Raw genomic sequence first — 13,278 nt, 5'->3', positions numbered from 1 at the left:
TTCGGCCGACACCTTCTGATCAGGTTCGGTACGTTTCCCGGGTGCTCGACGACGATCAGCTAGCGACTCGTAACGCAGAGTTGCGCGGCACCCTCGACAACCTGATGCGGGAGCTCAAGGACCGCACCGACGGACTGCGCGACGCCCAGGCGGCGATCGCGGCGATGTCCGGTGTGGCGTCCTCCCCCGACGGCAACGTCGTGGTGACCGTGGACTCGACGGGTGTGCTGGACAAGCTCGAGCTCGGGCCCCGCGCCTTCGAGCGGGTCACGCCCGAACAGCTGTCGCAGACGATCACGCAGGTGGCCCGCCGCGCCGCGCAGAGCGTGCGCGAGCAGGTCAACGCCCACATGGCCCCGCTGACCTCGGAAGAGGGCGTCCTGGACCTGCCGGACATCGTGCCCGGCGCGCCGTCGATCAAGGACATCTTCAAGGTCGAGCAACGCGACGAACCGGCCCCGCCGCCCCCACCGTCCGATGAGGACTTCGGTTCCTCGGTGCTGCGCAAGGAGGCCCGCCCGGTGCAGCGCGCGGTCTCCACCGACGAGGACGAGGACTTCGGCGGCAACTCGATCATGGGCAAGGGGAACCGCTGGTGAGCGCAGGTGGCCGCACGTACATGGAGGCCGCCGGCGTGCGCTCGGCCGCGGCGAAGATGGTGAACACGGGCGAGGACATGGCCGGCCGGGCCACCGCGCTCGCCGGCGGCCTCGACGCGGAAGGCCAGTGCTGGGGCAACGACGAGGCCGGCCAGAAGTTCGGCACCGACTACGTCCCCGCGTCCGACGGCGTCCGCAAGGTGATGGCGGAGGTCGCGAAGACGTTGCAGGACATCGGGAAGAACCTGGAAGAGTCCGCGAACCTGATGGAACAGCAGGACACGTTCAACGCACGCGGCATCAGCGGCTAGCAGTCTGGGGGGATTGCCGCACATGGGCATCGAGATGCCCGCCGAGGTCCGCTGGCTCATCCCGATCGTGGTGGGCGACAGCTGGCCGGAAGGCGACGAAACGGCGCTGCAACGACTCGCCGAGGTCTGGAAGCAGGCCGCCACCGACGTCGACGACGCCATGCGCGAGGCCGAGGACGCGGTCAAGCAGGCGACGTCCAACATGGACGGTGAAGCGGCCGAGGCGTTCAAGAAGTACTGGGAGAAGTTCGTCAAGGGCGAGGAAGCCACCCTCCCCAAGATGAAGGACGTCTCCGACAAGCTGTCGACGGCCTGCCGCAACTGCGCGATGCAGATCGAGTACGCGAAGCTCTCGATCATCATCGCCCTGGTCATCCTGGCCATCCAGATCGCCATGATGATCGCGTCCGCCGTGGCGTCCTTCGGCGCCTCGACCGCGGGCATCGTGCCGGCCCAACTGGCCACCCGAGCAGGCGTGCAGATCGTCTTCCGCCAACTCGTGCAGAAGCTGATGCAGCAGGTGGGCCGCAACCTCATCGGCAAACTGGCCCTCCAGGTGGGCATCGAGGTGGCCACCTCGGTAGCCACCGACCTGGCCGTCCAGGGCATCCAGCTCGCCAAGGGCACCCGCGACACCCTCGACACGAAGATGACCCTCGACGCCGCCAAGTCGGGCCTGATCTCCGGCGTCGTCGGCATGGGCGTGGGCGCCGGCATGGGCAAGGCCCTGGGCGACGGCGTTGGCGACTCGATCGGCCGCTCCATCGGCCGCAACGCCGCCGAGGAAGCCATCACCGGCGCAGGCTCGGCCCTCGCCGAAGGCGCACTGAGCGAAGAGGGCATCAAGGCCGAGAACGCCCTGTTCGGCGCCACCTCGGGCGCCGTGAGCGGCAGCGTCTCGGGGATGAAGTCCGGCATCGAGGGCGTCAACGCCGACTTCGCCGTCCCCACGGCAGGCGACATGCCAAGCCCGTCCGCCATGCCTCGCCCAGAAGCCGCCCCACGCGTGGACGGCCCTCAGGGCCCGCCGCCCACCACACCTTCCTCTGCGTCCGCCCCGGACACCGAAGCCCCGCCACGCCGCACCGCCGACGCGACGAACACGTCCTACGCGGCCCCACCGACCGAGCAACCGCAACACCGCGCCACCCCGGACACGACCCCGGCATCGGCAGCACCCCCGCCATCCACGCAACCGCAGGGCTTCAGCCAGTCCCCTGGTCAGTCGGCACCAGCCGCGTCGAACGCGCCTTCCAGCGCTCCGGCAGCGGCACGCACGTCGATGCCGTCCGCCCCGCCGATGGGCGGCCCGTCCCCGTCGAGCGGCGGGGGCTTCTCGCCGAGCAGCACTCCGGCAGCGGCCGGCAGCCATTCGCCCAGCGGTGGCCCCTCTCCCACGAGTGCCGCCGGCACAGCGCCCGCAGGCGGGCCGACGCCGGGTCACGGTCCGTCCCCGACGGGCAGCGGGCACGCCCCGGCGTCCGCCGGGGGAGGCTCCTCGCCCAACGCCGCCGGGCCGACCGCCGGCCACTCCCCCTCGGCACCCGGCACCGGTCCCGTGCCCGGCGGAGGCCATGCTCCGGCCGTCGGCAACCCGGTGCCACCCGCAGGTGGCCACACCTCGTCGCCCGCGACAGGTGGCCCGCCGCCGGTGTCGCCCGGTCACTCGCCCGCTGCGGGCGGCCTCTCGCCGCACAGCCCGGCTCACAACGGTCCGTCGGGCCCAGTTCACAGCGGCCCGCCCGGTGGTCAGCCCCTCGGTGGCCCGAACCACCTGCCGGGTGGCTCCGGGCCGCACTCGCCGAGCCCGCATCCCACCAGCGGACCCGGCATGCCCGGGAATCTGTCCGGGCCCGGACAGCACAGGTCTCCCGCAGGCGATGCCATCCACCAGGCGGCGACGTCCGCCCCGCTCGCGCCGCCGCCCTTCACCGCGCCGCCGAACCGTCACAACGAGGCCGCGCCGCAGTCCCCAGGGCCCGGCCCGGCACAACAGGGCTTCCCGGCCCACCAACCCCAAGCCCCGCACAACCAGGGTGTCCGGCCGTACCAGGGCGGACCTCCCGCGCAACGACCTCAGCACTCGCAGGCAACGCACCAGCCAGGCTCTCGACACGCACAGCCACCGCAGCCCGGCCCGCAGCACCAGCCAGGCCCTCGACACCCACAGCCACCCCAACCCGGCCCGCAGCACCAGCCGGCACCGCAGCAGGCCGCCGCGGCGCACGTTCCGCCGCCTGACCAGCGCTCGGCACCAGCCCAGCCCCACGAACGGCAGGTGCGCAGCCAGCTCGAGGAGGTGGCTCGGCAGAAGCGGCCGGTCACCCTGCCGGAGCACCTGAAGCACCTGCAGGACCACGCCGCGCACACCAAGGCAGGCCTGTCGCTGCACGACAACGCCGGTGCGGGATGGAACCGCAGGGACAGCTCGGTCTACTCCGCGACAACGGTCGCGCCTGACCCGCACCGCTACACCGTCGACGTGCACGGGTCGGCGGACAACGTGCACATCGGCGACGCCAAGCTGACGCCGAAGGACGTCGCCGACATCATCAGGTCGAGCGGCGACTGGGACGGCAAGCAGCCGATCCGGCTGTTGTCCTGCCAGACGGGCACCAAGGCGGACGGTTTCGCCGCGAAGCTGAGCCAGGAGCTCGGCGTCGAGGTCCTGGCGCCCACGAAGGACGCGTGGGTCGACGACATGGGCAACGTGTTCGCCAGCTCCACGCACTACGACCACAAACGTGGCGGCGACTCACCCGGCTGGCCGCCCAACGGTGACTGGGCGACGTTCAAGCCGGACGGCACCAGTTCGAAGCACGACAGGTCCACCGCACCGGGCACCACGCCCACCTGGGGCGACGAAGTCCCCGAGCAAGGCGTGCGCGCGCACCGCCGCGGCGAGCCGATGGTGTGGGTCCAGGACCGGTTCGGCAACGCGATGCTCGTGCCCGCGAGCCATGTCGCGCCGCCGCATCAGGTCAGGCAGCCGCCACCCCCGCCCCCGCCCCCGAGCCAGGGGCCGCAGCCGAACCGCGGCCAGCGGCCACCCATGCCTCCGCCGCCGAACCAGGGACGCCGCCCTGCTGGTCCGCCGCCGGGGCAGATGCCGCCGCGGTTCCCCCAGCAAGGCCCGGTGCCGCAGCCAGGCCCCGGTCCGCAGCGTTTCGCGCAACCGGGCCCGGTCCAGCAGCGGTTCTCCCCGCCGCCACCGAACCAGCAACGGCCGCCGCTCCCACCGCCCGGCCAGCAGCGGCCGCCGCTGCCACCACCGCAGCAGCACAGCGGCCGTCCGCTGCCGCCGAACCCCGGACAGCAGCGACCGAACTGGCAACCGCCCGCACCGGGCAACGACTGGCGTCCCGTTCGGCCGGCCGACGTGTCCGAGGTGCAGTGGCACCGTCCCGGAGACGACAGCCCGGTACCGAGCACACGTTCCGACGTCACGCCCCCGCAGGCTCAGCCCGTCCAGCAGGCACCGGCACCCGAGCAGTCCCATCGGATCGAGGACGAGCCCGGACGCATCCAGGACCCGGTCGAGGCTCCCGGCACGGTGCTCAACACCGAGCCGGTCCACGACACCGAGCCGGTCCACGAAGGCGAGCCGGTCCACGAAGGCGAGCCGGTCCACGAAGCCGAGCCGATCCGCGAAGCCGAGCCGACACCTGCGCCTGAGCCCGAACCGAAGCCAGAGCTGCCGCCGTCGCCGTACCCAGCGACTGAGGACAAGAACGGCATCCGATCGCGCCTGGACGGGTTCGAGCCGCCGCCCGACATCCGCCGCGAGTGGGCTCAGAAGGCCCACGACCTGCGTGAGGACGCGATCGCCAAGGGCGCGACCGACTACGTCGATCCGCACTCGGACGACGCACGGGCCCACGGAGCACAGGCGGCACCCGACGGCGCCGCGCTGCACTTCGAGGACATCAGCGACAAGGCCGCCTGGCGGATCAGCAGCGAAGAGCTCTACCGGTTCGACAACAGGCATCCGACGACGGTCTTCGGCGAAGGCTTCCACGTCAGCGAGCACAAGCAGGGCGGCACGACCCGCGAGCAGGTCACGTCGAACTCGGGCCGCATGGTGTCGGTGACCCGCGACTCCACCTGGTACACGAGCAAGCAGTTCGGCGGTAACCAGGCGCCCCAGATCGGAGACGTCGCGTACAACTATGTGATCGACGCACCAGGCGGCCTGGACGTGCTCGCCACCCTGGAGCGAGAAGGCCACCGGGACCTGTTGCTGTCGGTCGACCAGGAGGCGGAGGTCGGCTTCCTGGGCGGCATCGACCGGCGTTTCGTCAAGGAGGCCATCGAGGTGAAGTGGGACGGCACGGAGTGGGTTCCGACGAAGCAGTCCTTCACCAACCCGCACTACGAGCCGCACACCACTGATGCACTGGGGACCACGTCATGACGAAGCCTGGCAACGCACTCGGCACGCCCGAGATCACGGACAACATGCGGGCGACGGCCAAGCGGAGCCCCGGCGTTCACCTGTACTCGATCGACCCGATGTTCGACCCCGACGGCGCAGTACCGCCGTTCGCGATCAGGGGCGCCTTCCCGGTGGACGACCGCGGCGAGATCGGTGAGTTCATCCCGAACGCCAAGTACCGGCCGAGCCCTCGTGCGCTCGAGCTCTCCCTGCCGGAGAACGCGCTGGAGCGGGCGATCGAACTGGCCGCGACCGGCTACGGGCCCGACGCCGACGTGGCGCTCGCGTTGCTGGAGGCGGAGGTCTTCACCTTCGACCGCGAAGAACACCCCGGACACTTCGCCATCGCCAGGGAAGGCGACGACCAGGTTCTGCACGTCTTCACCTCCGAGGCACGCCTGCCCGGCAACTGGTCGCGCTGGCAGCGGGCACGTGGCAGCGATCTGGGCGCCCTCGAAGGGGTGCTGCTCCGGCTCAACCCCGGCGTCCCGGCCGTGGCCTCGGTGACGATCCCCGCAGCCGACCTTCTCGCAGCCGCCACGCCCGCGGCGGAGCCCGAACTCGGCGTGGGTGACTTCGTGGTGTGGAACAACAGGTTGCTGCCCACCACCCACGGCACGGTCGATCACCGGATCGCGACTCACGTCGTGTTCGACGACGGTTCGGGCACTCCTGAGCCGCTGGGGCAGAGCCTCGTGGAGTCGGACTTCACCCACTTCGCGTTGGCGCACGGCACCGATGGCTCCATGTACGAGGTGCGCAGCGTCAGTGATGACGACCTTGAGGTGGCACTGCTCAAAACCGGCAAGCCGAAGGAGTTCGTCACCAAGTCCCGCGGGGAGTTCGAACGGCTGGCGCAGATGCGCTTCAACCTCCTCCCGTCCCTCGACGTGACCGACGCGGCACCGCCGTACCTGGTGATTCCGGGCTCCGACCAGAAGCCCGCCCAGGCCGACGCCGTGGTGGACGAGATCACCGCTCTGCTCACCCGGCACTGTCCCAGGGGCTGGCAGACGATCGTCGTGGAGTGCCACGCGCTGGGACCGTGGCAGGAGCTGACCGCGTCCTTCCGCGATGCGGATGGTCACGAGCGCCGCTGGTTCGCGCCCGTCATGGTCGGCCAGTGGTTCCACCGGCTGCGGGCAGCGAACTACGCCTACCCGTTCGGCGCCTGGACGACCGCGCACTACGAGGTCACCAGGGGCGAGCGGCCGAAGCTGAAGTTCAGCACACGGGCCGAACCGCGCTGGGCCGTCTACTTCGACCGCGGCCCCATGGACCTCGCGGACCAGTTGCTGCGCACCGAGTTCCTCCACTTCCCGCGGATGCCCCAGGCCACGCCCGAATGGATGGCCGCAGCGCTCAGCACGCTCACGCTGGCAGGGCCGCCGAAGTCGGTGTTCGCCGAGTCGCCGGCACGCGGCAACAGGGAAACCCACCTCGTGCGCGTGTTCGACGGAATGGACGAGGACGAGAAGCCCGTGCTGTTCCGCTCGCCGGTCGTGCCCGGTGAGAAGAAGGCGTTGCTGGACTACCTGACCAACGCCACCGTGGTGCTGGCGTCACGCGGTCTCGTCCGCGACTGGATGGACCCCGAGCGCGCGCGGGAAGTGCCGATGGCCTTCCACACGGACGGTCGCTGGGTCTGGCCCAGCACGGTGGCGTACTACCTGGAGAAGTACGACGTCGCCCCGGACCAGTCGTTCCTCGCACACATCCGCGAACGGGGATACCAACTGCCGCAACGGTTGTCGTCACCTGTGCGAGCACGCGCGCTGGCGGTGGCGACGGATGCGCCGGAGCTCGAACCCGCACTCGCGGGCGAGTTCGAGACCGCGGCGCAGGCCGTGCACGGCATCGCCGAGTTCCTGGCCCTCGACAAGCGCAGCTATTCGCTGGGCACGGCCGTCGAGAACGCCCTGTGCCTCGTGCGCGAAGAGGACACCTATGTCGTGTTCTGGCTGCATGACAGCGATCGGCGCTTCTACGCGGAGTTCGACTCGCCCGGCGACGCGGCGACCTACCTGATCGGCTTCATGTACAGCTACACCGACGCGCTGCGTCAGCCGCCCGCAGCCCAGTGATTCACTAGTGCGCGTGGACGACCTGATCGCGGCGATGGCCTCGCTGACCGGCTCTTCCGCCACCCCCGAGGTGCTCGGCGGCGACCGCGGTGACGTCGTCGTGGTGCGCGTGGGCGACGTGGTGGCCAAGGCGCATCCCGCGGACACCGACGTCGAGGCGTTGCGGCAGCGGGTGGAGATCGCGGCGGCGCATCCCGAGTTGTTGTTGCCGCCTTTGAAGCCGCTGCAGTTCGTGGACGACCGGCCGGTGACGGTGTGGCCGTACGGGACGCCGGTGAGTCAGGCGGATCCCGATACCGCGCCGTGGGAGGAGAGCGCGGAACTGCTGGCAAAGCTGCACGCGTTGCCCGTGCAAGGACCCGTGGCCGGAACGCCGGAACGGATTGTTCGGGCTATTCGGGCGTTGCCACCGGAGTTGCCGCACGCCGATGTCGTGTTGCGCGCGTTCGAAGTCTTGCCGCCGTTGGACACGAACGGCCGTGCGTTGATCCACGGTGATTGGCATCTCGGACAGCTCGTGCACCGGGGTGCCTGGCGGCTCATCGACGTGGACGATCTCGGGGTCGGCGATCCGGTCTGGGACCTGGCGCGACCTGCGGCTTTGTTCGCCGCGGGGGTGCTGCCCGGTGACCTGTGGGCGCGCTTCCTGAACGCCTACCGTGAAACGGGTGGTGTGGCTCTGCCGACAATGGAATGGGAAGCACTCAACATCCCGGCTCAGGCGTACGTTGTGCAGATGGCAGCGCGGGCACTCGTGTCCGGGTTGCAGGCAGTGGAACCGCTGGTTGAAGCCTGTCGTCGGATCGCCACGACGCACGAGAGCAGTGACCGCGGCTAATATCGTATTTGTCCGGTCCCACCGCAGGAGGCTCACCACGATGCAGTGTCCCAAGTGTCATGCGAACATGCGCACGTTCGACCGCATGGGCGTTCACATCGAGCAGTGCGACGGCTGCCGCGGGGTCTTCCTCGACTACGGCGAGCTCGAGTCGATCACGCGCCTCGAGGCCCAGATGCAGGCTCCGCCGCCCGTCGCCGCCCCGCCGCCCGCCGCGTACCCGCAGCCGGCCCAGCCCGCCTGGGGCGCCGCGCCGCAGCAGATCCACCACCACCACGGCGGCCACGCCGCCCCGTACGGCTACGGCCACCGCAAGAAGCACGGCCTGGCCGGCCTCTTCTTCTCCTCCTGATCGTGCGACGGCCCCGGATCCCTGCTCCGGGGCCGTTGACGACTACCGAAAAAGTAGTGGATAATCGGTAGTCAACGGGAGGAGTAGCCATGTCTGTCGCGACCGAGGCCGCCCACATCCGCGACCTCTTCGACACGATCGAGGAACTCGAAGCCGTCGCGTCATCCCTGTCAGTAGACGACGAACGCCGCCACCGCCTGGACGGCGTCGTGGCCAAGACCCTCCGCCAGGCCCCACCGGTACGCCCCGTGGTGGCAGGCGAACTCCTCGACCTCACCGAGAAGACGGTGAAGGCCTGGGCCCGAGAAGGCGTACTGGCCATCCACAGCCAAGAACCGCGCATGCTGCTCGACACCGTGCGCCTGCACGAGGTCCTCCACCTCGTGTCCGACCTCCGCCGCGCAGGCAAGACCCGCGGCCTCATCGACGAAGTCCACCGCCGCCTGAGCGACCAGTCGCTGCTGGACCGCCAAGACCTCGCCAACTCCCTGGACGAGATGCGCAGCGGCAGAGGACGCGTGGTCCGCCCGGTTTGATCGAGGTAGTGGAAACCCCCACCGCACACGCCCAGGCCAACGGCCTGCGCGGCAGAGCCCGCGTGGCCTACGAACGCTTCCTGGACGAACTGGCGCACTCAGGCTGCGCCGCCCTGGGCTACCGCGTAACCGGCCCGGAACCACTCCCGCGCCTGTGCGTGAAACACCTGCGAGGCCCCGACCGCGTAGTAGTCGCGTTCCCCTCACCCGAAGTCGTGTGGGTGCTCCTGGTGGGCCCACACGACGACGACCCGGGCCTCGACCTCTACGAGGCCCTCTACGAGATGGCCGGCGTCCGCCCGAGACTCTCGGAAAAGCGAACCAAACCCCGCTGCTGCACCGACGAGTCCGGCATCCCACCCCTCGTCGACGAGCACCTCGTGGACGACCTGGTGATCCGCGCCAGAGCCCTGGCCAGAGCCCGCCGCCGCTAGATCCCGAGCGCGGGCAGCAGGGCTTCGTCGACGATCGCGGCGACCTCCTCGGCGTTCGGCGTCCGCCCCAGGTCGATCGCCAGCTTGAAGACCAGCGCCTCCCCGATCTGCGTCGTGATGGGCGTCAGCCGCCGCGCGTCCACTCGCCCGTTGTCGGCGTAGTGCCGCAGCACCGTGGTGGTGAACGTGGCCCCACGCGGATCGAACACCCGTCGATAGAGGGCCTCGACCAGCCCGGGATGACGTTCCCGTTCAGCCAGAATCGCGGACACCGCAGCCGCCGCCGGAGTCCGCATCCAGTCGGTGAGCAGGACGAGCGCCGCGACGAGATCCGCCCGCAGGTCGTTCGCGGCAGGCGTCGGCACCTCCACCGGATGCGCCTGAGCCAACGCGTCGAGCACCAACTCGTGCGTACTCGCCCAGCGCCGGTAGAGCACGGTCTTCGCGGTCGAGGCCCGCCGCGCGATGCCCTCCATGCCCAGCTGCCCAAGCCCGACGTCGACAAGTTCAGCCAGCGCCGCCTCATGAATCGCGCGGACCAGCACGTCCCCTCGCCGTCGCTCCGTCGTCACGAGGCACCTTCCCCTTCAAGAAACGATGCCGTATCTTATCACCGCAATAAGCTACGGCACCGTATCCAACTTGGGGGATCCGTCGATGTCCGCGCCACCCAGACCGCCCCGCGCACTGGCACCCGACCTCGCACGGGGCGCGATGCTGCTGTTGATCGCTCTCGCCCACGCGCACATGTACCTGTCAGGGCACCCAACGGGCTTCCGCGCCTACGCGACCGACGGCAGCCCACTAGACCTGCTCGTCACCGGCCTGCAGGTGACGTTCGTGGACGGCAGGGCCATGCCGATGTTCGCGGCCCTCTTCGGCTACGGCTTCGTGCAGATCGCAGGCAAACAGACAGGCGGATGGCCACACACGCGCCGCCTGCTCCGCAGACGAAGCCGCTGGCTACTGGCGTTCGGCGCCTGCCACGCACTGCTGCTGTTCTTCGGCGACATCCTCGCCGCCTACGGCCTGGCCGGCCTGATCCTGACCGGCGTCCTGCGCTGGAAGGACCGCTCACTCCTGATCTTCGCGGCGACCTGGCTGACCGTGCACGCCACAGCCACAACGCTGACAGGACTGCGAATCGCCGAGTTCGGCGGCCCGTCCGGCATGACCGCGGCCACCAACCCGATCACCGCACTCACCGACAGACTGGAACTCTGGGCCACCCTCACCCCGTTCCTGCTCATCGAACTGATCGTCCCGTTCCTACTAGGCGTGTGGGCGGCCCGCCACAAGGTGCTGACCGAGCCACACCACCACATCAAAGCCTTGCGCACCACAGCTTTCGCCGGCATCACAACAGCCACGCTGGGCGGTCTCCCCCTAGCCCTGCTGGACGCCCAGATCTGGACAGGCGCCCCCGCAACCCTGTCCGTCCCCGCCTACGTCCTGCACGGCATCACCGGCCTGGCCGGCGGCGTGGGCTACGCCGCCACAACAGGCCTCATTGCAGCCCGCACCACCACCCCAGGCCCGGTTCTGACCGCACTCGCCTCCTGCGGCCAACGCTCCATGACCTGCTACCTGCTGCAGTCCGCAGCCTTCGTGACCCTGTTCGTCCCGTACGCGGGCAACCTGGGCACAACCCTGGGCACGGCAGCCGCCTCCGCGATCGCCACAACCACCTGGCTGGCAACAGTGCTACTGGCAGACAACCTGCGCCGAGCCAACCGCCAAGGCCCAGCGGAGACCCTCCTACGCAGACTCACCTACGACCCACAATCCTCACCGACAAAAAATGTTGTCAAGACAGCTTGACTTGTCCTAGGCTCTGTTCAACAGACGAACGGAGACCACGATGTCCTTCCAGGCCTACCTCGACGGCGCGGAGAAGAAGACCGGCAAGACCCCGGCCGACCTGCTGACGGAGGCGGCGGGACGCGGGTACGACGGAACCACCAAGGCAGGCGTGTTCCTGGAGTGGCTGAAGACCGACTACGACCTGGGCCGAGGCCATGGCATGGCGCTCTACCACGTGCTGAAGAACGGCGCGCAGATCAGCGAGAAGCACGTGGGCACCGCCGGCAGCCACCGAGACGAGTCGACAACGCTCCGCCTGGACGGCATCGCCAACCGCTGAAGCGGCAGGCCAAGGCAGGGGTCCCCTTGGATTCAGCGTCCCCCGCGACCCAACGTACAGAGCAGGTCTGACACTCCCGGCAGGCCCGACACAGCCGAAGCCAAGAGCGAAGCAGGGCGAGGCAAGGGCGAGAACGAGAGCAAGCCGGGGGCAGGGGCGAGACCAACGGCGAAGCTGGGTCGAGGTGGGGGCATGGACGAGCCATTCTTGGCGCGCTCATGACACGCAGTGGCGATGAACGACGTTTCTGGCCCTGACGGAACGAGTGCTCTGGCCCCTGGGGCTTGATCGGGGTTTGAGTGTTCGTCAGAAGTGGCCCCAGGGGCAGTCTTGCGGCGGGGAGCATCGATGTGGTTCCGACAGGCAGGGGCCCGCATGGCCGGCCCGAGATCCAAGGTCGAGCTCTTCGCGGCGATCCGCCGCGACTCTCGTACGGAAAGCTGTCGATCCCTGACCTCACCGTGGCCGGCCCCGCGCAAGCAGCGCCACACGGCCAAGCGGGTGTTCGACCGGCTGGTGAACGAGCACGGCATGGACAACGTCTCAGAGCACTGAAATCCAACACAGCCTGACGCCCTGGAAGTCCGCGGCTTGGGCAGGATGTCTGCCGTGACATCACACTCTGCGCAGGTGAGCCAGTCCCGACCGTTCTACGCCGATCATGCCGCCGCTTACGACCTGCTCATCACGGATCCGGTGGAGCCCTGGGTCGACGCGGTCCACGACGTGCTCGTGCGGACCGGCCATCACGCGGCGTCCGTTCTGGACGCAGGCTGCGGGACCGGCCGGCATGCCGCCGCCCTCGCGGCCAAAGGCCACCACGTCGACCTCGCCGATGCAGCCGGCACACTCCTGGACCAGGCGGCGAAACGGTGTCCCGCAGCACGCCGCTACCAGGCCGACCTGTGCTCGCTTGACGTCGGATCGCCATACCAGGCGGTGACCTGCCGCGGCGTGCTGAACGACATGATCACCGATGCCGAACGCGACGCGGTTCTCGTCTCGCTCGCGAGCAGTCTGCAGGAGGGCGGTCTGCTGATACTCGACGTCCGCGACGAGCACGGGTCCCGGGAACGCGCAGACGGGACGCCCCGTGAACGGACCGTGGAACTCGGCCCGGGGAAACAACTGATCTTCACCAGCACCGTCACATGGCAGGCGGGAATGCTGCATGTCCACGAGCAGTACGACCTTCTTGCACAAGACGAGCCTCAGCAAAGGTCGAGCTACGACTTCATGATGCGTCCCTGGAGCACGGCAGAACTCCGTCAGCGTCTGTCCACGGCAGGTTTCCACGACATCGAGATCGGACCCGGAGTCGGACGGACGACCGCCGACCGGCTGTTCATCGTCGCCATCCGTCGATAACCGTCTCGTGGCCCTCGCCTCCAGGCATACAGACGCGCCTGCTGGGGGCCAATCCACTCGTTCGAGGCCACACGCAGCCCACCGCGAAGCCGAAGACATCCCAGTTGCTGGGGCTGTCAAGCGGCTGCGGTGGTGTGGTGTGCCCAGGCGGTGGTCTCGTCGTAGGTGGTGCGGGTTT

At 69.4% G+C, this 13,278-nt stretch carries 13 protein-coding genes; 12 read left to right on the top strand and 1 reads right to left on the bottom strand.

Annotated elements, in window-relative coordinates:
- Positions 1-41 precede the first annotated feature (41 nt).
- The 8 genes from BM417_RS10630 to BM417_RS10595 all read left to right on the top strand — a co-directional run bounded on the left by BM417_RS10630 (position 42) and on the right by BM417_RS10595 (position 9,589).
- On the top strand, positions 42-599 hold the full coding sequence (locus tag BM417_RS10630; RefSeq protein ID WP_093591166.1) for a YbaB/EbfC family nucleoid-associated protein: 558 nt from the start codon (positions 42-44) through the stop codon (positions 597-599).
- Positions 596-910, top strand: coding sequence for a WXG100 family type VII secretion target (locus BM417_RS10625; protein WP_093591163.1), 315 nt, complete (start codon positions 596-598; stop codon positions 908-910). Before BM417_RS10630 ends, BM417_RS10625 begins: the two co-directional genes overlap by 4 nt.
- A 22-nt stretch (positions 911-932) precedes the next feature.
- Positions 933-5,324 (top strand): WXG100-like domain-containing protein, encoded by a 4,392-nt coding sequence (locus tag BM417_RS10620; RefSeq protein WP_093591160.1) that lies wholly within the window; start codon positions 933-935, stop codon positions 5,322-5,324.
- Positions 5,321-7,429 carry a type VII secretion system-associated protein gene (locus tag BM417_RS10615; protein WP_093591157.1) on the top strand — a complete coding sequence of 703 codons (2,109 nt, stop codon included), beginning with the start codon at positions 5,321-5,323 and terminating at the stop codon, positions 7,427-7,429. The genes BM417_RS10620 and BM417_RS10615 overlap by 4 nt, the downstream gene beginning before the upstream one ends.
- A 13-nt stretch (positions 7,430-7,442) precedes the next feature.
- On the top strand, positions 7,443-8,267 hold the full coding sequence (locus BM417_RS10610) for a phosphotransferase family protein (protein ID WP_093593480.1): 825 nt from the start codon (positions 7,443-7,445) through the stop codon (positions 8,265-8,267).
- A gap of 40 nt (positions 8,268-8,307) precedes the next feature.
- Entirely contained in the window at positions 8,308-8,619 is a 312-nt protein-coding gene (locus tag BM417_RS10605; protein ID WP_093593477.1) for a TFIIB-type zinc ribbon-containing protein, read from the top strand.
- 89 nt (positions 8,620-8,708) lie between these two features.
- Positions 8,709-9,155: a hypothetical protein gene (locus tag BM417_RS10600; RefSeq protein ID WP_093591154.1), complete on the top strand. Its 447-nt coding sequence runs from the start codon at positions 8,709-8,711 to the stop codon at positions 9,153-9,155.
- A gap of 8 nt (positions 9,156-9,163) precedes the next feature.
- The gene (locus tag BM417_RS10595; RefSeq protein ID WP_093591151.1) at positions 9,164-9,589 is read left to right on the top strand and encodes a hypothetical protein; all 426 of its coding nucleotides are present in this window, start codon (positions 9,164-9,166) and stop codon (positions 9,587-9,589) included.
- Here the strand turns inward: BM417_RS10595 and BM417_RS10590 are convergent.
- Positions 9,586-10,161: a TetR/AcrR family transcriptional regulator gene (locus tag BM417_RS10590; protein ID WP_245821841.1), complete on the bottom strand. Its 576-nt coding sequence runs from the start codon at positions 10,159-10,161 to the stop codon at positions 9,586-9,588. The two genes, BM417_RS10595 and BM417_RS10590, sit on opposite strands and share 4 nt — an antisense overlap.
- Positions 10,162-10,246: 85 nt before the next feature.
- On the opposite strand from BM417_RS10590, the gene BM417_RS10585 reads away from it, so the two are divergent.
- The 4 genes from BM417_RS10585 (at position 10,247) to BM417_RS10570 (ending at position 13,100) form a co-directional block, all read left to right on the top strand.
- Complete coding sequence (locus BM417_RS10585) at positions 10,247-11,410, top strand: DUF418 domain-containing protein (protein WP_093591148.1); 1,164 nt, start codon at positions 10,247-10,249, stop codon at positions 11,408-11,410.
- 40 nt (positions 11,411-11,450) lie between these two features.
- Positions 11,451-11,732: a DUF4287 domain-containing protein gene (locus tag BM417_RS10580; protein ID WP_093591145.1), complete on the top strand. Its 282-nt coding sequence runs from the start codon at positions 11,451-11,453 to the stop codon at positions 11,730-11,732.
- A 348-nt stretch (positions 11,733-12,080) separates the two neighbouring features.
- Positions 12,081-12,287 (top strand): hypothetical protein, encoded by a 207-nt coding sequence (locus BM417_RS10575; RefSeq protein ID WP_143138598.1) that lies wholly within the window; start codon positions 12,081-12,083, stop codon positions 12,285-12,287.
- Between the two features lie 75 nt (positions 12,288-12,362).
- On the top strand, positions 12,363-13,100 hold the full coding sequence (locus tag BM417_RS10570) for a class I SAM-dependent DNA methyltransferase (protein ID WP_177320377.1): 738 nt from the start codon (positions 12,363-12,365) through the stop codon (positions 13,098-13,100).
- The last annotated feature ends 178 nt before the right edge of the window (positions 13,101-13,278 follow it).

Source organism: Lentzea waywayandensis, from assembly GCF_900115955.1.
In the GTDB taxonomy this organism is placed as follows: Bacteria; Actinomycetota; Actinomycetes; order Mycobacteriales; family Pseudonocardiaceae; genus Lentzea; species Lentzea waywayandensis.
Note: the sequence above shows the minus strand (reverse complement) of the source record. Positions and strands in the feature narration are given on the sequence as shown.

Bases quoted from the DNA above. Each gene is read 5' to 3' on its own strand.
- BM417_RS10580 (WP_093591145.1), top strand. From the start codon at position 11,451: ATGTCCTTCCAGGCCTACCTCGACGGCGCGGAGAAGAAGACCGGCAAG.
- BM417_RS10575 (WP_143138598.1), top strand. From the start codon at position 12,081: ATGTGGTTCCGACAGGCAGGGGCCCGCATGGCCGGCCCGAGATCCAAG.
- BM417_RS10585 (WP_093591148.1), top strand. From the start codon at position 10,247: ATGTCCGCGCCACCCAGACCGCCCCGCGCACTGGCACCCGACCTCGCA.
- BM417_RS10620 (WP_093591160.1), top strand. From the start codon at position 933: ATGGGCATCGAGATGCCCGCCGAGGTCCGCTGGCTCATCCCGATCGTG.
- BM417_RS10605 (WP_093593477.1), top strand. From the start codon at position 8,308: ATGCAGTGTCCCAAGTGTCATGCGAACATGCGCACGTTCGACCGCATG.
- BM417_RS10615 (WP_093591157.1), top strand. From the start codon at position 5,321: ATGACGAAGCCTGGCAACGCACTCGGCACGCCCGAGATCACGGACAAC.
- BM417_RS10600 (WP_093591154.1), top strand. From the start codon at position 8,709: ATGTCTGTCGCGACCGAGGCCGCCCACATCCGCGACCTCTTCGACACG.